General features: G+C 39.0%; 16 protein-coding genes and 1 pseudogene. 8 read left to right on the forward strand and 9 right to left on the reverse strand.

The genetic code is table 11. The features are described from left to right. Positions 1-4 precede the first annotated feature (4 nt). From rfbD to ARCPR_RS06050, 8 genes are read left to right on the forward strand one after another with little or no spacing between them, the layout of a single operon-like run. Positions 5-880, forward strand: coding sequence for a dTDP-4-dehydrorhamnose reductase (rfbD, locus tag ARCPR_RS06015; RefSeq protein ID WP_012940589.1), 876 nt, complete (start codon positions 5-7; stop codon positions 878-880). Continuing rightward, a complete protein-coding gene (locus ARCPR_RS06020; RefSeq protein WP_012940590.1) occupies positions 880-1,377 on the forward strand; it encodes a dTDP-4-dehydrorhamnose 3,5-epimerase family protein in 498 nt (165 codons plus the stop codon). Before rfbD ends, ARCPR_RS06020 begins: the two co-directional genes overlap by 1 nt. Further along, a complete protein-coding gene (locus ARCPR_RS06025) occupies positions 1,374-2,249 on the forward strand; it encodes a glycosyltransferase family 2 protein (RefSeq protein ID WP_012940591.1) in 876 nt (291 codons plus the stop codon). Before ARCPR_RS06020 ends, ARCPR_RS06025 begins: the two co-directional genes overlap by 4 nt. After that, positions 2,224-3,231, forward strand: coding sequence for a glycosyltransferase family 2 protein (locus tag ARCPR_RS06030; protein ID WP_012940592.1), 1,008 nt, complete (start codon positions 2,224-2,226; stop codon positions 3,229-3,231). Before ARCPR_RS06025 ends, ARCPR_RS06030 begins: the two co-directional genes overlap by 26 nt. Then, positions 3,173-3,931, forward strand: coding sequence for an ABC transporter permease (locus ARCPR_RS06035; protein WP_012940593.1), 759 nt, complete (start codon positions 3,173-3,175; stop codon positions 3,929-3,931). The genes ARCPR_RS06030 and ARCPR_RS06035 overlap by 59 nt, the downstream gene beginning before the upstream one ends. Then, entirely contained in the window at positions 3,931-4,671 is a 741-nt protein-coding gene (locus tag ARCPR_RS06040; RefSeq protein ID WP_012940594.1) for an ABC transporter ATP-binding protein, read from the forward strand. The genes ARCPR_RS06035 and ARCPR_RS06040 overlap by 1 nt, the downstream gene beginning before the upstream one ends. Continuing rightward, entirely contained in the window at positions 4,671-8,165 is a 3,495-nt protein-coding gene (locus ARCPR_RS09390; protein ID WP_012940595.1) for a glycosyltransferase, read from the forward strand. Before ARCPR_RS06040 ends, ARCPR_RS09390 begins: the two co-directional genes overlap by 1 nt. 9 nt (positions 8,166-8,174) lie before the next feature. After that, positions 8,175-10,730, forward strand: coding sequence for a YfhO family protein (locus tag ARCPR_RS06050; protein WP_012940596.1), 2,556 nt, complete (start codon positions 8,175-8,177; stop codon positions 10,728-10,730). A 1,257-nt stretch (positions 10,731-11,987) separates the two neighbouring features. Here ARCPR_RS06050 and ARCPR_RS06065 read toward each other — a convergent pair. From ARCPR_RS06065 to ARCPR_RS10210, 9 genes and pseudogenes are all read right to left on the reverse strand, one after another. Beyond that, positions 11,988-12,218, reverse strand: a complete 231-nt coding sequence (locus ARCPR_RS06065) for a hypothetical protein (RefSeq protein WP_012940599.1) — start codon at positions 12,216-12,218, stop codon at positions 11,988-11,990. A gap of 27 nt (positions 12,219-12,245) precedes the next feature. Beyond that, positions 12,246-12,854: a class I SAM-dependent methyltransferase gene (locus tag ARCPR_RS06070; protein ID WP_012940600.1), complete on the reverse strand. Its 609-nt coding sequence runs from the start codon at positions 12,852-12,854 to the stop codon at positions 12,246-12,248. Between the two features lie 25 nt (positions 12,855-12,879). Continuing rightward, entirely contained in the window at positions 12,880-13,758 is an 879-nt protein-coding gene (locus tag ARCPR_RS06075) for a lysylphosphatidylglycerol synthase transmembrane domain-containing protein (RefSeq protein WP_012940601.1), read from the reverse strand. Between the two features lie 20 nt (positions 13,759-13,778). Continuing rightward, on the reverse strand, positions 13,779-14,747 hold the full coding sequence (locus ARCPR_RS06080; RefSeq protein ID WP_012940602.1) for a glycosyltransferase family 2 protein: 969 nt from the start codon (positions 14,745-14,747) through the stop codon (positions 13,779-13,781). Between the two features lie 40 nt (positions 14,748-14,787). Further along, positions 14,788-15,630, reverse strand: coding sequence for a UTP--glucose-1-phosphate uridylyltransferase GalU (gene galU / locus ARCPR_RS06085; RefSeq protein ID WP_012940603.1), 843 nt, complete (start codon positions 15,628-15,630; stop codon positions 14,788-14,790). Positions 15,631-15,640: 10 nt separating this feature from the next. Next, positions 15,641-16,045, reverse strand: coding sequence for a PIN domain-containing protein (locus tag ARCPR_RS06090; protein WP_012940604.1), 405 nt, complete (start codon positions 16,043-16,045; stop codon positions 15,641-15,643). Further along, complete coding sequence (locus ARCPR_RS06095; RefSeq protein WP_012940605.1) at positions 16,029-16,343, reverse strand: AbrB/MazE/SpoVT family DNA-binding domain-containing protein; 315 nt, start codon at positions 16,341-16,343, stop codon at positions 16,029-16,031. Before ARCPR_RS06095 ends, ARCPR_RS06090 begins: the two co-directional genes overlap by 17 nt. Beyond that, entirely contained in the window at positions 16,334-17,605 is a 1,272-nt protein-coding gene (locus ARCPR_RS06100) for a UDP-glucose dehydrogenase family protein (protein ID WP_012940606.1), read from the reverse strand. The genes ARCPR_RS06095 and ARCPR_RS06100 overlap by 10 nt, the downstream gene beginning before the upstream one ends. Before the next feature lie 653 nt (positions 17,606-18,258). After that, positions 18,259-19,528, reverse strand: a pseudogene (locus ARCPR_RS10210) (ATP-binding protein); the annotation flags it as partial. Between the last annotated feature and the right edge of the window lie 478 nt (positions 19,529-20,006).

Raw genomic sequence — 20,006 nt, forward strand, 5'->3', positions numbered from 1 at the left:
AGTTATGAAGGTATTCATCACCGGTGGAAGCGGATTGTTGGGGAGTAAGGTAGCTGAAATAGCTTTGGAAAGGGGATACAATGTTTATTCGGGATACAACAGTCACAAACCCGAATTTGGGGAGCCGGTTAAGTTCGATTTGGCTGATCCGAACAGTATTGTAAAAGTTATTGATGATGTTAGGCCGGATGTGATCATCCATTCTGCAGCACTTACGGATGTAGATAGATGCGAAACTGAGAAAGAATTAGCATATAAGATAAACGTCGAAGGGACTAAGATCGTTGCTGAAATGGCGAGAAAGCTTGGAGCCTTTTTGGTTTACATCTCAACGGACTACGTTTTTGACGGGGAAAGAGGGATGTACAAAGAAGAGGATGAAACAAATCCCATCAACTATTACGGCTACACGAAGCTTTTAGGCGAAAAATATTGTCAGGACTTTTGCATTGCAAGGACTTGCGTTATTTATGGGGCGAGACCGGCAAGCGGAAAGGCTAACTTCGCCTTGTGGCTGATCAACAAGCTTGAGAAGGGGGAATGCGTTAAGATAATCACGGATCAGTTCATTACTCCCACTCTAAATACAAATCTGGCGAAGATGCTGCTGGAAATTGCTGAAAGAGGGCTTAAGGAAGTTTTTCATTTAGCTGGAATCACGAGAGTTTCTAGGTTCGAATTTGCTAAGGAGATTGCCAGAGAGTTTGGGTTGGATGAAAGCCTTATAGTTCCTTCGAAGATGGATGAGATGAACTGGATTGCAAAGAGGCCGAGAGATTCATCCCTCGACGTTTCGAAAGCTGCAAGATATTTGAATGAAAAGCCCTACGATTTGAAGAAAGCTTTGAAGGTTTTGAAGGGCGAGATGGAGGTGAACTAATGCTTCCCGGTATAGTTATCAAGCCATTGAAGAGGTTTGCGGATGAGAGGGGATTTTTCACAGAGATAATGCGCAAGGACTGGGAGATATTCGAAGATGAGATAGTTCAGGCAAATCTATCGATTACATATCCAGGAATTGTCAGGGCTTGGCACAAGCACGAAAGGGGGCAGGTAGATTACTTCGTCTGCATAAAAGGTGCTATCAAGATCTGTGCTTACGACGATAAAACTCAGGAATTGGCCGAAATAATATCTACTGGGGATAATCCGCAGATAGTTAGGATTCCTGGACACTACTGGCACGGTTTTAAAGCTTTGGGAGTCGAACCGGCTATGCTCGTTTACTTCGTCAACAGACTCTACGATTACAAGAATCCTGACGAGGTAAGAAGGCCTTGGAACGATCCCACGATAGTTCCTAAGAGGATCAACGGCAGAGAGGACGATCCCCGCTGCAACAAACCTTGGGACTGGTTTTATCCTCCGCACAAATGAAGACAGTCTACGCGATAGTGGTAAACTACGAGAACTTTGAAGACACGGCGGAGTGCATAGAATCATTACTCAATCAGAGCTATCCTTGCAGGATTTTGCTCGTTGATAACGGATCGGATGTTGGCATAGTTGAAAAACTAAAGATTGCTTTTCCCCAGATTGAGGTTCTTAGGCTCAACGAGAACTTGGGATATGCTGCCGGTTGCAACGCTGGGATCAGGAAAGTTATCGATCGATCAGACTACATCTTCCTCGTAAACAACGATGTCGTTCTTGAAAGAGATACTCTGGAGAAGATGATTCAAGAGATGGAAAGGGATGACAGGATTGCGGCATGTCAACCAGTTGTGAAGTATTACGGAGATGACGTTGTGTGGTCTGCGGGCACTCAGCTATTCTTGGGATATCCGAAACTGTACCTGAAGAATAAGAGGTGCGAGGTCGGGACTCTCGAGCCGCCATTCGGTTTGGTTGGCTGTGCGATGCTGATTAGGGTTTCGGCTCTGAAGGATGTGGGACTCTTCGACGAATCGCTCTTCATGATGCACGAGGAGACGGACTGGTGTATAAGGGCGAAAAAGAGGGGTTACAAGTTTCTCGTTTGCAGGTCATGTGCTTATCACAAGGTGTCAAAAACTATCGGATTGTTCAGCAGGGAGTATCTCTACTATATAGCGAGGAACTGGCTCATCGTGGCGAGAAAGGCCGGATTTAGAATGTTCTTCTATGCACTGATCACGGAACCTCTCAGGATACTGTATTATTTTCTGAAGCTCAAGGAGAAGGAGAAGATTAGATATTATCTGGAAGGTTTGAAGGACGGGATTTTGGGTGTAAGGGGAAAGTATGAGAACGACGTTCGTCGTCGTTAACTACAACGGAGAAAAATATATTGAAAAATGCATAGAGTCCATACTATCTCAAACATGTAAAAAGTTCAGGATTCTCGTTGTGGACAACGCCTCGACAGACGGATCGATTCAAATAATAAGGAATATTGCGGACAGAAGCTCTAAGGTTGAGGTTATCAGGAATGATGAGAATGTCGGATTTGCCAAAGCAGTCAATCAGGCGCTGGAATTGATCGAAAGTGGCTTGATTGCTCTCGTCAACAACGATGTATTTTTGGATAGCAGATGGCTTGAAGAGATGGTAAAATCTGCTAGAAGCGATTTGAGGGCGGGAATTTTTGCCTCCAGGATCTATTTCTTGAACGGTTTGATAAACTCCACTGGGCATGCTATATATAGAGGGTTGGCTGTAATGGAAAGGGGGTTTTTTGAAAGGGATTTAGGGCAATACGATGAATCTTGCTACGTAGCTGGAGCATGCGCTGCAGCGGCTTTATACAGGAGAAAGCTGTTTGAAGATATTGGCTTTTTCGATGAAGATTACTTCATGTACAACGAGGATGTCGATTTAAGCTTGAGAGCTATTTTGCGAGGATGGAAGATAAGATATGTTCCCACAGCGATAGCATATCATGTTCATTCAGCTTCTACGGGATTCTTGTCAGATTTTTCCGTTTATTACAACAGCAGAAACTGGGTTTGGAGTGTTTTGAAGAATGCACCAAGGAGAATTTTAATTAAAGAATTGCCGTTTTTCTTGCTCAGAAACTTGACATCCGTTATATACTTCTGTCTCAACGGTAAATTTACGGTAATTAAATCTAAGATCGATGCAATAAAGGAGCTTGGAGAAGTCTTTAAAAAGAGGGAGATAGTTCGGAGGGGTAAAAGATTTGAACGATTTGAGGAATACATCGATGGCTTCGGCTGGAAGGTGTTGAAAAATGTTTGGCTATCTAAGGCAGAGAGATGTGATAATAACATTGACAAAGTACGAGTTTAAGCTGAGATATCGAGGGACTGTGCTTGGAATCGGTTGGAGCTTGCTGGCTCCCTTCCTGTTAGCAGTTGTACTTTACTTTGTTTTCAGAAATGTTTTCAGATTCGTCGAAAACTTCGCTTTGTATGTCCTAGTAGGTGTATTCGTTTTTAGATTTTTTTCCGTAGCTACATCAGTGGGTATGTATTCAATAATAAGTAAGGCTAATTTTGTCACAAAAACGAATTTGAGTAGGGAGATTCTTCCGTTGGTTACTACTCTAACCTATTTTTTTAGTTCATTCATAGAACTCTTAATTTTAATACCAATAATATCGATATTTGGAGGCGAGATAGGTATGTACATTCTACTGCTCCCCGTCATACATATCGTGTATCTGATTTTTGTATATGGCGTTAATCTATATTTATCTGCTATTACAGTCTACTTTCGGGATTTAAATCAGATTTGGGAAGTAATAACCAACATACTGTTCTTTGCAAGCCCTATAGTGTATCCAATTAGAGTAATTCCAAAGGAGTATGTGAACATTTATATGCTTAATCCGCTGACGAGATTTATCGAACTTTATAGGGATGTTATGATATACAACACATTTTCGATCAACGATTTCGTATATGTTCTGATATCATCACTCCTCGTTTTCACAAGCGGGCACATATTCTTCAGGAGGCTACAGAGAAAGTTCGGAGAGGTGTTGTGATGATCAAAGTCGAAAGAGTATCTAAAAAATTTAAGCTTCCCATAGAGAAAAGATACACGTTGTTTGAAGAGATCGTCGCATTTATAAGGGGTAAAAGGGATTTTGTCGAGTTTTGGGCTTTGAAAGACGTAACATTCAACGTCAAAAAAGGAGAGATTTTTGGAATCATGGGTCCAAACGGTTCGGGAAAATCAACTTTACTGAAGATAATTGCAGGAGTTCTGTATCCAGATAGCGGAAAGGTTGAAGTTAGAGGTAAAGTCACACCTATACTTGAGCTTGGTGTTGGCTTTAATCCAGAATTAACGGCTAAGGAGAACGTTTACGTTTACGGAGTTATTATGGGATTGAAAAAGGAAGAGGTTAAAAAGAAGTGTGATGAGATATTCAGATTTGCCGAGCTGGAAAGGTTTAAAAATATGAAGCTTAAGAATTTTTCCTCGGGTATGTATGCTAGATTGGCGTTTGCGACAGCTATAGCCACAGAACCGGAGATACTGTTGATAGATGAAGTTTTGGCTGTGGGTGATATCAACTTTCAGAGGAAGTGTATTGAAAAGATTAAAGAGTTGAACGAAAATGGAACTACAATAGTTGTTGTCAGTCATAGTCCTGAAATGATAGCGGATATATGTGATAGGGCTATGTTACTTGAGAATGGAGTTGTAAAGGCTATTGGGGAATCCAAAGATATCGTAGGTACCTACATGAAACAGTACAGTAGTGATGGTGATATTTAATGACCTGCAAAGAGATAAAGAATTTACCATTTGATCTTTATACACGCAATTACATAATTGTAAACGTAATAAATAATTACTACAAAAGTAGTAACGCTAAAATTCGTATACTCGATGTTGGTGGTAAAAATGGACGGCTTAGGGATTTTCTCAATGAATCAAAATTTGATCTTATAGTTCTCGATGTAGATCCTAAACCAGACACAAAAGAGTACATCGTAGGAGATGCGAGAGCTCTACCTTTTAAACCAAAATCTTTTGATGTTGTTGTTTCTTCCGAGTTACTCGAACACATACCACCTAATGATAGAATAAAAGTCTTAGAGAATATGATTGAAGTTAGTAAAGATTTGGTTATACTTGCCGCTCCGTTTTATTCAAAGGAGGTTGAAGATGCCGAAGTTAGAGCTAATGAATTTTTTAAGAGATTCTTTGGTAATGATCATCGATGGCTTAAGGAGCACATTGAGAATGGTTTGCCAAGGGAAAGAGATATTGAAGAATTTGTAAAGAGTAAGGGTCTAAATTTTACTAAGATCCAAACAAACAATATAAATAATTGGCTACTAATGCAGTTATTTATATTTTCAGCTTATATCTTCGGTATAACTCCAGAAAGAGTTGCGGAAGTATATAGATACTATAACGAAAACTTCTTGGAACTTGGAGATTTTCTACCGCCAACATATAGGAAGATATATATAATTGGTAAAAAAGTTCCAAAAGTTGATTTTGGGAAGTCATACTTAAATATAAACAAGTATCAGAGATTATTAGAACTGATATCTAATGCAATAGCACAGACAATTCGAGATAAAGATGAACATATAAAAAACCTTGAAGCCTTGTTGAATCAGAAAACGGTTGAAGTTGAATCCCTTAAAAATGAGTTGCAAAGATTACTACGAGATTTAGACAAGAAATCTGCCCTAATACAAGATTTGAATAACGAAATAGAGAAATTAAAAATCGATTTAAAGGATAAAATTCAAGAAAATATAAATTTAAAGAACAAATTATTTGAGACTAAGAATGAAATTAAGCGCTTGCAAGAGATAATTAAAAGATTAGAGGAAAAGGTAGCAGACAAGAATAATTTAATAGCAAAACTTGAGGCTGAAAATGAAGCTTTAAAGAACAGATTAGCAACTGTAGAAAAACATCTACATGAAATTCAGCAAAGTTTAATATTTAAAGCTTTAGCCAAGTATCAAAGATTTATAGACAAACTTTTACCGTTAGGAACAAGAAGGAGATTTTATTACGATTTAGGAATAATTGGATTGAGAACAATCGCGAATGAAGGCTTTTTAGTCTTCTTAAACAGAGCTAGCGAATACATCCGTAAGAGATTAGCTTTAAAACATAAAATTGTGAAACCACTTCTTGAGACAAATATGTTACATTCGGGAACTCACGAACCGTTGAAGCTTGATAAGGAGCTTGTGATAAAATTTAGGGCTAAAGCTGATAGACTCAACGAAATTAAAATCTTGACGGCAACGTATCAAAGAAGAAATAAGGATTTAGAGCTTTTAGTTGAAGTGGACGGAAAGCTTGAGAGAAGAGTTATCGTTAAAGGTTGGAAAATTCTCGATAACGACTATACATCGTTTAAGTTCAAGCCCATAGAAAACTGTGAAGGAAAGCTTGTAACATTGAGACTTAGATCTTTAGGTAAGCCGTCTTCAGCAGTTTGGTTTAACAGACACACAAGCTTTGGCGAAGTTGAGTTGTTTTACGATGGTAAAAAGATAGATGGCAGTATAAACATTCAAGTGTATCACGACATAAAAGTGAGAGACGATTACGAGCTATGGATTCTAAAGAATGAACCAAAGGAGGAAGATCTAAAAAGAATGGCTGAAGAATGTAAGAAATTCAAGTATAGACCTAAAATCAGCATAATAATGCCTACTTGGAATACAGATGAAAGGTGGTTAAGGAAAGCGATCGAATCTGTCTTAAACCAAGTTTACGATAACTGGGAGCTCTGTATTGCAGATGGGGGATCGACTAAGCCTCACGTTAGAAAAATTTTGGAGGAATACGCTAAGAAAGACAAGAGAATTAAAGTAAAGTTCTTGCCCAAGAACTTAGGTATTGCGGGAAATTCGAACGAAGCTTTGAAATTGGCTACCGGCGAATTCGTGGCGTTTTTAGATCACGACGACGAACTGGCACCGTTTGCTTTGTATGAGGTCGTTAAACTGCTAAACGAAAAGCCCGACTTGGACTTTATATACTCCGATGAAGATAAAATCGATGAAAAAGGTAGAAGGAGAGATCCGTTCTTCAAACCTGACTACAGTCCAGATATGTTTTTATCTTGTAATTACCTAATTCACATAACGGTAATAAGAAAATCTCTTGTTGATAAGGTTGGAGGTTTTAGACTCGGATACGACGGTAGTCAGGATTACGATCTGTTTTTGAGGGTTTTGGAGCATACGGATAAGATTGCCCATATACCAAAGATACTATACCATTGGAGAGCAATTGAAACTTCATGTGCATCCAGACCAGAAGCTAAAATGTATGCCTATAAAGCGGCTAAAAAGGCTTTAGCAGATGCGATGAAGAGAAGAGGAATTGAAATAGAAGGTGTCTACGACGGCTTATGGCTCGGTAGCTACAGGATCAAGTACAAGATAAATGGAAATCCGAAAGTTTCGATAATAATTCCCACCAAAGATAAGGTTGAAGTATTGAAGAGGTGTGTTGAGTCCATTCTGAATAAGACCACCTATCAGAACTACGAGATCGTTATCGTTGACAACAACAGCCAAGAAGAGAAGACGTTTGAATACTACGAAACTATTAAAGATCATCCGAAGATAAGAATCTTGGAATACAATAAGCCGTTCAACTTCTCGGCGATAAACAACTATGCAGTTTCAAAGGTCGATTCTGAGTTTATTCTGTTTCTGAACAACGATACCGAAGTCATAACCTCGGAATGGCTTTCCGCTATGCTTGAGCATGCTCAAAGGAAAGAAGTTGGCGCTGTCGGTGCCAAGTTGTTGTATCCTAACAATACAATTCAGCATGCTGGCGTTATTCTGGGTTTGGGTGTTCATAGAGTTGCTGGACACTCCCATAGACATTATCCAGCTAATTCTCATGGTTATGTGGGTAGAATAAATGTTGTTCAAAACCTTTCAGCTGTTACCGCAGCGTGCATGCTCACCAAAAAATCCTTATTCGAAGAAGTGGGCGGTTTTGATGAAGTCAATTTGCCAATAGCGTTCAATGACGTTGATTACTGTTTAAAGCTAAGGGAAAAAGGTTATTTAATCGTTTACACTCCATACGCTGTGCTGTATCACTACGAATCGCTTTCGAGGGGATACGAAGATACGCCAGAAAAGCAGGCGAGATTTCTGAGGGAGGTAAGGTATATGAGAGAAAAGTGGGGACACATACTGGACAACGATCCATACTACAATCCTAATTTGACGAGGGAGAAGGAAGATTTTTCGATTAGGGTGTAGGTGGTATAGATGACATCTAAGGTAAAGGTAGAGATATTCGAAAAACTAATGAAATATGAAGATATTGTTTTCTTACTAGCGTTTATCGTTCTGGCATATATCTATCTAGGCGCTAATATTCTTTCTGGAGAAATCGTAGCTCCTATGGATCTTCTTTTACGGTATCCAGGCTATAGAGAATCAGGCCTATCGTTACCTCTTTATAACCCTGAGAGATCAGATATATTAGATTGGCTTTTACCTCAGTGGATATTTATCAGGGAGGAAATTTTAAAAGGTAATATCCCACTCTGGAATCCACTTCGAAATTATGGTGTACCAGTTTTCTACGCAATCGAACCGAGTTTTGTGATCTTTTTATTATTTGGTGGTGGAATAGGATTTACTCTTGGTTTAATTGCCAAATTAGTGGTTGCTGGGTTTGGTGTATATAAGTTGTGCCGGGAAGATCTTGGAATTCTTCCCTCGTTCTTTGCAGGTATTACATATATGATGTGCGGCTTTAATGCATCATGGTTAATGTGGCCTCAAGTTTCAACAAGTGCTTGGATACCTTGGGTATTATGGACAGGGAGAAAGGTTGTCGAAACTCGAAGACTTAGCTGGATTGTTGCATTAGCACTAACAACTTCCATGTTAATTTTCGGATACTTTCCATTTATAACTGCATTAGGGTTATATTTGTTGGTGTTATACATTGCTTGGATTATTTTTATTAATAGGAAAAATATAAGTAGGAATCTATCATTAATTTTACTGAAGGTTTCTTCAGGGATAATCCTGGGTATACTTTTAGCTTCGGTGTTCATTTTTCCATTCGTAGAATGGATGCATGTGGTGGATACTTCTTGGAGGCATGCGGGTTCAGCTTTAAGCTTGAGGGATATAGATATTTTTTGGAATATAAAATACTATTTTAAAATTGGTGACCATTTAGTGCCTAGAGTTGAGAAGACGGGATACGTCGGGAAGGTGGTTATAATTTTATCCTTCTTCGTGATTTTATGTCTCTTGAAGAAGAATAGGCATATTCTGTTTAGGGGTGTATCGCCGATATTTTGGCTTTTAATTTTTGTGATCACTTTAGTAGTAGCGTTTAACATTAAACCTGTTAGTAGTCTCCTATATGCCATACCACCATTTAACAACAATCCGTCCCATAGAGCAATAGTGTTCGCCGATTTGGGACTGGCAATAGTTAGTGCAGTAGGTATGGAACTATTAATAGTATCTGTAAGGGATTTAGCGAAAAATCTTATCAGAGAAAATATAGGCATGGCACTATTGTTAATTGCTATTGCAGTTCTAGTAGTTATACATTACTTTGACTTATCAACTGTCGGAAGATCGCAAAATGCGGTAGTCCCTGCTGAAACTTTCTACCCAATTGCACCGACGATAAAGTACGTCAAAGAATCCTTAATCCCTGGACAACAAGTCATAGCTACAACTGATGCCTACTTAATATCAGGAACCTTGACAGCCTACGGCGTACCGGAGCCGTTTGCTCATGGGTACTTCCGTGCTGAAGAGAAAGAGATACTTTCACACATAGTACGGAAAGCTTGGAGGACGCCTACAGCAACCATATTCACATTTGAAAAAATTGAGATTAATGATTCTAAATACATAGATAAACTATTCATAAGGTATATTCTGACATCGCGTCTACCTATCTCACAAACTCAGAACGATAAACCCGCACCACCAATACCACCAAATATTATTGGGCAGACATTTAAAATTAAAGAGAACTTTACATTGTTTGGATTCTCAATTCTAATGGCAACATATGGAAAGGAAACGGTCAATACTGATGTAGTTCTTGAAGTTTACAAGGATAAACACAATATTAGCACGAAAATATTATCGATTTTAATAAACTCTAATGAAATAAAAGACAATAAGTGGATTAATGTTAGACTCAAACAGCCAATTAAGCTTACGCCTGGTTCGTACCACATACAACTTAGAGCATTAAAGAACAATACGGATCCAGTTACAGTTTGGACGCTTAGGAAAACTGATGCTTATGAAGATGGTCATCTCACTGTCAACGGGAAGCCACTTGGTGGTGATATTGCTTTTAGAGTCATAGGAATTCCTGATGGAATAGCAAAGCATTGGGATGTCTATACTCTAACAGGGGATGTATTTATTTTCGAGAACAGAGATTGCCCACCGGGAGCTTACCTCATTGATAACGATGACGAAATAATTAGCAATGCCACAATCAAGATCATTCAATATAGTACTAATTATATTAAGTATTGCATAGAAACAAACAAGTCGGGACTACTAGTAGTGCCTATTAGAGTGTGGCCTGGTTGGCAAGTGGATGTTAACGGTGAGCGAACAACGGTAATCCCCTACCTAGAAATGTTATCGGCCGTACATGTAGATGCTGGCAAATCGATAGTTGAGTTTCGGTATGACCCTCTCACTTTCAAAGTAGGAGCTATTACATCATTCATTACATTGATAATCCTTTTGGCCTTAGTCATAGTAGATCGAAAGTTAAGATGTAAACATAATGAGACTCGTTGTAATGATTCCTGCTTTTAATAGAGAGAAAAGCCATAAGAATATAAAGAATATAATAATAAATATCAAATATCCAGAAAAATTGACGGAGATCGATAAGGTTGAGACACTTGTTATCTGTGGTAGTTCAACTGAACAGGGCTAGTAAAGTTGTGAAGAAAGCTGAGCAGATTACGTAGTTTCGCATAAGAAGAATCTGGCCTAGTTAAAAACTTTTAGGTTCGAAAATAGCCCTCCCTTCATGCTTCTACGCACCAAAAGATGAGGACAAAAGATAGAATGGTGCAAACAATTATTGAAAGATCTCCTTTTATAGGGATCGCTGGAATGTAAAAATTGAGTATTTTCCAAGTGGAATATCTTATAGAGAAAAATAGAAACACTATTTGGTGCTATTTGGTGAACTACACAGAAAAAGAGCATTTTTAGATTCCAAACTCTATCTATGAGAAGAATTAGCGGGGGCAGAAGAATGATATGCCACTGGGGGGTGAGTGTAGGAAGTTGCAAAAAACCATGAAATCGTAGCGAAAACAAAGAAAAGGAAAAGATCATCTCTAAAGTTATGGTAGTCCTTAAGAGAATAGTATATTAATGCCAGATATCCAAACAACCATATAGAAATTGTGAACTGTTGCTTTACTGGAGAAACTATCTGCATTTTAAGCAACCATGTAGATTCTGAAGCTATAACATACTTCCCTAAGACTATTTCATTAAAATGGCTCCAGTAGGGAATCCAAGGTGCCAAAAAGACCAAGGTCAAGACTAGAATGCTCAATATTGCCATGGAGAAAGCCAGTAGATGTGGTCTTGTTTTTGATGTTAGAAATATGAGGTAAATTGGCACCAACATGGCTGTGTACGGCTTAAAACACATCGAGAGTCCCCATAAAAACAAAACTCAAGATCCAAAGCTTTCTATCATTCAAAGAGTGTGCCTTTATTGCTAAAATAATAGAGATTAAAAGAGATGTAGCAGGAAATATGTCAATTTGCCCCATAACTTCTAGACTAACAAAAGATGGTGTCCCGAACCAAAGAAGGGTGAGAAATTTGTTTCTCACATTTTTGTAGGTAAGATAAACTGCAAGAAATAGAAAAATTAAGTGTAAAAACAGACCAAAGGGAAGGAGGGCGGGATACGTTATTCCTTTATATTCGTCCAAATTAATGAGTGACAATAAGGATAAAAATTTGAACCAAGCCCCTTGGATTATGTAAAACTATGTAAAACAAGGGAGGATAAGCTACGTAACTTCTTGATTTTTTCTATCTCTAAAATATAGTAATATAGTTATAAAAGTCATAATGCCCTTCTGCAAAGCATTTTGCTGTGTAGCTCATAATCCAAAAATCACCATGCTTCGGGAAAGTTGCAAGGAAAAGATACAACCCACAGAGGGAAATAATTACCAAGACCAATAATTTTTCTTTCGCAGATTTTACAGGACTCTTGACAGAAATTGATTCATGAGCGACAACTTTCTCCGAATTAACGTCTTTCATTTCCTCCACCTGCAACTCTGCAACGAGCTACCTACATACTTTACACAACGCCATTAACCACAGAATTGACACCTTGAATTTAATGATTTCGAGTTTACAGCTTTCAAGAAATCTTCTGAAGCTCCAGATTGTCCAGTGATTGACATGTCCTGGTGTGTTGCCGAGATTTCTTAAATATTTCAGCCTTAAGACGTTTGCTAGTCTGAAAAACGGTTCATTTGGAACGCTGATAAAAATATACTTTCTTGAAACCTTCTTAAGTTCTTCGACAGCTTTTCTGGGGAAATCTAAGTGCTCCAGAACCTCGATCGCAAACACTATGTCGTAAATCTCTTTGTGTTTGCTCAGCTCGTAAATCGATTTCACTGTAAACTTTATCTCTGGATATCTAATCTTCGCTAACTCTATAACGTCTTCCGACACATCAGCCCCCTCTACATTTATTCCCATATCGTGGATGTATTTTGTCACGTAACCCTCTCCGCATCCGATGTCCAAAGCCTTATCCACTTCGTTCTTTATGGGATCAACAATACTCTCAAAATCGGTGAAGAACTTCCTCATTAGCAATTTAACAAGCGGATTCTTACTCTCATATTTATTGTAAAGATTGCCGCCGTTACAGGTTTTTCCCATACATCCATTAAAATTTTCGGTGAACTTAAAATTTTTCTGATCTCTTCTCAAATAGCGTTAAAACCCATCCAACTATCCCAGGAATCAGTGTGATGATTGAGAATAGGAGGAGCGAAAAAGATACACCACTAGTAGCACTCTCGCCTAGTAGAACGAAGCATATACCAGCAACAGACTCCCTTAAACCGAGTCCAGAAATCGTAATCGGAATGTTTCCGAAAAGAATTATCAATGGTAGAGTTATTACGGCGTAAACATTTGCATCTAATGCAAGCAGGACGAAATAAGCAATAACGAATGACACTAAGTAATATATGAATGAAACGATTAGAGCTTTCAAAAGAGGTTTACCTTTCAAGTTTTCCAAGGCATCGATGTATCCCCCGATGCTAGTTCCCAAGAAATTTGAAAAGAATGCAATTGCTTTGCGATTCATGGCTAAGACTGTCACAAGAGTAAAGGTAGCCGTTACTCCTCCGGCCACCATCAGCAAAATTGAACTATCCAGAAACAAGATAATAACCAGCAGGCTGAGGAAAACAAGAGTTGCCATATCTGTCAGCTTCTCCACCACCACAGTTGATAAACTCCTGCCGAAGTCGTCATTTATATGATAGATTCTTGCAAGTTCTCCAACTTTTCCGGGAGTCATCAACCCGTAGAAAACGCCAATGAGCAAAACCTTGTAAAGTCTACCAAAGGGTCTTTCAATGCCTACCGAGTTTAGTAGGAGCTTCCATTTAAAGGTCCTTGTTGCATAAAGCATAGGGACACACAAAACTGCCATAAATAGGTAAGCTAGGTTTATTTTGCAGACCACATCTACGAGTTCTCCAAAATCTATTCTCGTAAAGATCGCTATGAAGAATGCAATCGTTAGGATCAGCTTTAACGAAGTTTTCATGTCCTACCACTTTCCGAAATTTACTTTTGCCTGCTTTTGCTTCGAGTTTCAGCTTCTTCCATCTCCTTTAATCTGTACAAGACTTCCTCAAGCATGAGTCTTTGCATCTTAAGCATGTCTGCAACTAATCCAAAAACTATTGTGATCGATCCAACAACAATTAACATCACTGCAAGCACGGCACTTGGTAGGTACGGAGTTACCATTCCGGTTTGGATATAGTGAATAAGTACTCTCAAAGCGAAGATTAGGCCCACGAGTAACAAAATTCCTCCAATTCCTAAAAAGACTGACAGCGGGTGGTAATCTCTGTAAGTCCTCAGTATAGTCATTCCAGCTCTTTTTGCGTAACTCCAGATGTTTGGGATTAGCCTTGACTTCCCTTCCCTTTTGCGGAACTTTATCGGTATCCATTCAATCTTTAAACCCTTGTTCGCCGCTTGAATTATTGTTTCTTGAACGTAAGTGTAGTCTCCCAGTACATTCATCATCATTGCAGCTTTCCGCGAAAAAGCTCTAAAACCACTCTGAGCATCGCGAACGTCAATACCCGCAAGTTTTGCGGTTACCCAAGTTGCGATCTTATTTCCTATCTTCTTTGCTTTTGGCATGTGGTCAAGCTTGTCAATTTGTCTGTCTCCTATTACTATGTCAGCTTCGCCTTCCAGTATTGGGCTTATGAGTTTCGGAATTTCTTTAGCATTGTACTGCCCGTCCGCATCAATGTTTACTATTACGTCTGCTCCAAGCTTAAGAGCGTAATCGAGACCGGTTTTAAACGCTCTTGCTAGTCCAAGGTTTCTCTTGTGAGTAATGACGTGATGAGCTCCACTCTCTATTGCGACCTTTTCAGTGTTATCGGTAGATCCGTCGTTTATTACAACGACTTCGATGTCTTCTATGCCATCAATTTCTCTCGGTATCTCTCTAATGACTTTGCCAATTGATTCTTCTTCGTTATAAGCTGGAATCATTACGACAAGTTTCATAATTCCGAGTAAATCTCCCTAAATACTCTTAAAAATGTTTCTATTCTTGAGCTACAAGCTTCTTCACAAAATTTTTGAGCTCTGCTCCAAGCTCTTCATCATTAAAAGCTAACTCAACATTCGCCTTAAGCCATGCGAGCTTATTCCCGATATCGTACCTCTTTCCCTTGTAAAGTACACCGTAGACGTCCTTTTCTCTAGCCATATCTCTCAAAGCGTCTGTGAGCTGAATCTCTCCACCATATCCGGGCTTTAGATTCTTCAGGTAGTCGAAAATTTCAGGAGTCAGGATGTATCTTCCGAGAACGGCAAGATCTGATGGGGCTTCTTCAATTCTAGGTTTCTCAACCATATCTTCTATCTTGTAAATTCCCTCTCCAACCTCGAAACCCTTTATAATTCCATGGAGCGGGATCCTCTTCCTTGGAACTCTCTCAACAGCGATCACTGGCGATCCATACTTTTCAAAGATATCTATCAACATTTTTGTACACGGTGGAATCGTAATGTTATCTCCCAATAACAAAGCGAAAGGCTCGTCATCAACGAAAGCTTCAGCATACCTGACTGCATCACCCAATCCTTTTTGCTCTCTCTGCCTTACGAAGAATATGTCCACTTCATCCAAGATTTTGTCCAGCTCTTCCGTGTATTTGTCTTTCTTAGGTAGATCGCTTCTATCGAAGTGATCTTCTATCGCTCTCTTGTGCTTACCAGTTATAATTAAAATCTCCCTTATACCCGAGTAATATGCTTCCTCAACAACATACTGAATAACTGGTTTATGAACAACTGGAACCATTTCCTTAGGCTGAGCTTTAGTAATGGGTAACATTCTCGTTCCATAGCCTGCTGCGGGAATAACCGCTTTTCTGACTTTCATTTTTCTCACCTCACTTGAAGAATATATATTCTAAATTATTATTTCTTACAAACTTTTTTAACTCGTTATCGAGGCTTGCGAATTTCATGTTGTTGTGAAGAGCTGTCGAGTATAGCAGGCAATCTATAATGTCTTTATGTCCCATCTCGTGTATTTCGAAAGCTTTCAAAACGATCTCAGCGTTGATATCAGCTTTAGCATAGCATTCAAGTATACTTTTAATTCCGGATTCGAAAGAATCGTAATCGAACTTACCCTTCTTTTTAAGCGAATTAACAACCCAAAGGCACTCTAAGATGCTGAAGTCTGAATAATACAATTCGTGATCTCTCAACCTTTTCAAGATTTTATCAGCTCTCTCGACTTCAATTCCAAGGGTTGGTAAAAGCAAAGAAGTGTCAAGAAGAACCTTCATACTTGCTCTGCTCCTCTAAACTTATCCTTTCAACTTCCTCAGCAGATATCTTGGCAAACTTTTTCCCATGTAAAGCGAGGTCGATCGGATCCCTTATGATTTCAACAATCATTTTCTTTCCTTCAACTGAAATCTTTACCTTGTCTCCTTCCCTAACTTTGAGCAAATCCACCACGCTTTTTGGAAGATAAAGAGCATACTTCTTTCCGATTCTTGCCGACACTTCCAGACTCAATTTAATCACCAGAATATCTCCCACTTCCCAGAATATAAAAATTCCCCTGATTGTTACCAGCACACCCCTTCATAAATTTTAGCCTCTCTCATAGCCTTCTCAATTCTCCTACCGTCTATCACTATCTTACCGCTGTAATCCAATTCCTCAAACTCTCTCCATTCGGTAACTATTAAAACTGCGTCAGATTTGTCAATTACTTCCTGACTGGATTTAGCATACTCAATTTGCGGAAATATCTTTGCGAAATTATTCATCGCTTTGGGATCGTATGCGATAATCTTAGCTTCTTCTCTTAGCAAAGCTTCAACTATCGGTATTGCCCTACTTTCCCTTACATCGTCAGTATCTGGCTTAAATGCTAAGCCAAGCACACCAATTTTTCTATTAGCTAAATTAGGAATATGCTTTTTCAACAATTCTATCATTTTTAGCGGTTGCTTTTCGTTAACTTCAATTACCGCTTTCAGTATCTTCGGATCTTCACCCAATTCTTCAGCTTTTCTAATCAAAGCTTTAACGTCCTTTGGAAAACAACTTCCACCGAAGCCAATTCCAGCCCTGAAGAATGCTGGATTTATTCTGTGATCCAATCCAACACCTTCAAATACTTTGTAAACGTCGATTCCCAACTTCTTACATATATTCCCGATTTCGTTGGCAAATGAGATTTTAGTTGCAAGGAAGGCGTTTGAAGCATACTTTATCATCTCAGCTGTCTTTATATCTGTGAAAAGTTTGGGACATCTAAATTGCTTGTACAACTCATCTAAAACCGATTTAGTCTTCTCATCCTTTACACCGATCACTATCCTATCGGGGTTAAAGAAGTCTTCAACCGCATTTCCCTCCCTCAAAAATTCTGGATTCATTGCTAAACCAAAATCTTTGAACGCCTTTTTACCAGATTCTTTCTCGATTAGGGGTTTAACAACTCCCTCAGTAGTCCCGGGAATAACCGTGCTCTTAACAACCACTACGTGAAAATCGTCTTTATTCGCAAGCGCTTCTCCAACCCCTTTCGATGCGGATTCCACATACCTTAAATCGATCGATCCATCTTCCTTTGACGGAGTTCCTACGCAGATAAAGGTTATCTCCGATTTATTTACAGCTTCATCATAATCAGTTGTAGCGTGATATCGCCCCTTGTTCTTCTGCATGAGTTCCTTCAAGCCCTTTTCATATATCGGTGGTTTTCCGGAGTTGATTAAATTGACTTTATTTTCATCAACATCCACGAATATAACATCATGTCCGAGTTCCGCAAAACCAATACCCGTCACAATCCCTACATATCCTGAACCGACTATAGATATTCTCATTTATGAGGGTTATTTAATACAGTAACAGCTATATAATAGTTACCGATTTATCACCTTATCACATCACCAAAAGTAAAGATACTGTCCTTTTTATGATTTAATTGAGGTAGCTAGAATAGTATTTATAGTATTTAAGGATTGATAAAATCTAAAGAGATTGTAGAAGACTTCGAAAGCAGATAGATTTTACGCTGATAAAGCTCCTTGTTAAAGGAATAATTTCAGCAGGTAAAACATACATCCATCAAACTTTCGGTGAAGTTGTCAAGTTAAACTATAATTATTAACTATAATTATTAAATAGACAATATTTAAGTATCTAAGTCGGAACTGTAATTGTAGACATAGTGATTCCGAGAATTGAAGTGCACGATGTTATAAAGAAAGATAAGGGCGACTATACGGCAGGAGAAAAGTGGGTAAAACGTTTCTCGTTAGGAATTTTGTGAAATACACGCATTACAAAACGTCGCTAAGAAAGCCCCGCTTTTCACAGTAGTTCCGAAAGTAGAACGTTTGGCAACCAGATAAAAATTCAGAGAAAATTTCAAAATAAAATAAAAATTCCCAACCCTATTTAAGTTAACCTAATTGCCAATTTTCGGAACTACTTTTAGTGCGGAGAGGATGTCAATTCACCAGCGACACACGTTTTAGGTGGATAGACCAAGTTTAGAGAAGTCCCTCAAATCCCATATCAAATCGTCCTTACCCTCCACTCTCCTAGCAACGATGCCGTAGAACTTCATGAAATCGTCTAATCCAACTTTCTCGGCCTTCCGTTCTAAACTTCTCAGAAGTTTATCGACATCTTTTTCTCTCAACGCGCTCCACTTAACTTCGACGAACAAAGCTTTCTTCTCCCTCTCGTTTAGTGCTACGAGATCAATTTCTTCTTGCTTATGCCACCACGGACCTATTTTTGAAAATCGGAAGGGTAGCATCTTACGTTTGTTTAGCTCAATTAAAAACTGCTTTGCGACTTTCTCAAACACAGAGCCGAGGTAATTGGAGTAATCTTTTCTTATTTCGTCAATGTCAAAAATACCTTCCTCGATAGCGGAAAGGTTTGGATTTACGTAACGGAACCAGAAGGCTACGAAGTTATCGGAGATATAATACCTACCCTTTTTCGACCTTACTCCTTCAGTTACGGGCACTTTCCTAACGACGAATTCCGTTTCGATTAGATTGCTCAGGTAGGGAGTTAGGTCGGAGTGTTTCACTTTAATATAATCGCGAATTTCTTTGAGTGTATTTTTTCCGAAGGCTATTGCTTCGAGGATTTTCTTATACATGGTTACATCGCTGAACTCGTACTTCATGAGGAAGTCGAGCTCGTCTTTTAGGAAGGTGTCAGGTTTTTTAAACTCCTCTTCGAGCCACTTCCAGAACGGTAGTTTAACCTTTTCGAGGTAATAGGGTATTCCGTCGGTAAAACCGTAAATCTCGACGATTTCTTCCCAACTTAGGTTTGGAAAGAAATCCCTCAAGTGGAAGAACTTTAATGGTTTTAGCTTCATGGACGCCGTCCTTCTACCGAATAGCGGGCTTTTGTAGCTCAGAACTTTGTCACTCATCATAGAAATCGAAGAACCGAGAAGAACGAGCTTGGTCTTCGTGTTCTTAAGCTCTATGTCTACTATGCGCTGAAAAGTGGAAACTATTTTCGGGTCTTCTTTTATGAGATTGGGGAACTCGTCGATTATAACGATTTTATCTTTAAGGAAGTGGAAATACGACTCCCAATCTTCTTGAGCGTGCGCTACTTCTGGAACGACTTTCGAAGCAAAACGCTTGAAGTGTTTAAGATTGTCTCCCTCGATTGCCAAATAGTAAACGTGTTCTCTGTTTTTCACAACTTCCAAGATTAATTGTGTTTTACCGATCCTTCTCCTACCAGTAGATGACTATTAACTTAAAGTACTGTTTAGCCTTCCCCTAAAGCTTTTAGCCCTTCCTCGATTTACGAATATTCCGTTATGATAATCTCGTTTATCATTTCTACGGAGGCTCGTCGTAGTTTCTCGTCCCAAGGCGGATGTATGTCTTCGTCGAGGAGTTTAGCCTTTTCGTGTGGGGGTAGGTCGGATTTTAGCTGAAAAAAATTCTTCCAAAACTGTAATATTTAGCGACATCCACTTAGTGAAGAATATCATCTCGAAAAGTATATTAACGGGCATTTAACTTGTGGAATTATGCTCGGTCCGGGCCCCTCTTCTTCAGTTTTTTCATGTAGATGCGGGGCTCGTCAGCCCAGATTATCCTTGGTTTGGGCATCATCCCCCTCCATCTGGAGCCCTAACTGTAACCACAAATAGCGCTAGAGAGTCTATTATTCTTAGCAACCATTCTATAAAAAAGTGAGTTGAAAGATGAAAACTTTTTTCAACTTTCAAAT

This window comes from Archaeoglobus profundus DSM 5631 (assembly GCF_000025285.1).
In the GTDB taxonomy this organism is placed as follows: Archaea; Halobacteriota; Archaeoglobi; order Archaeoglobales; family Archaeoglobaceae; genus Archaeoglobus_B; species Archaeoglobus_B profundus.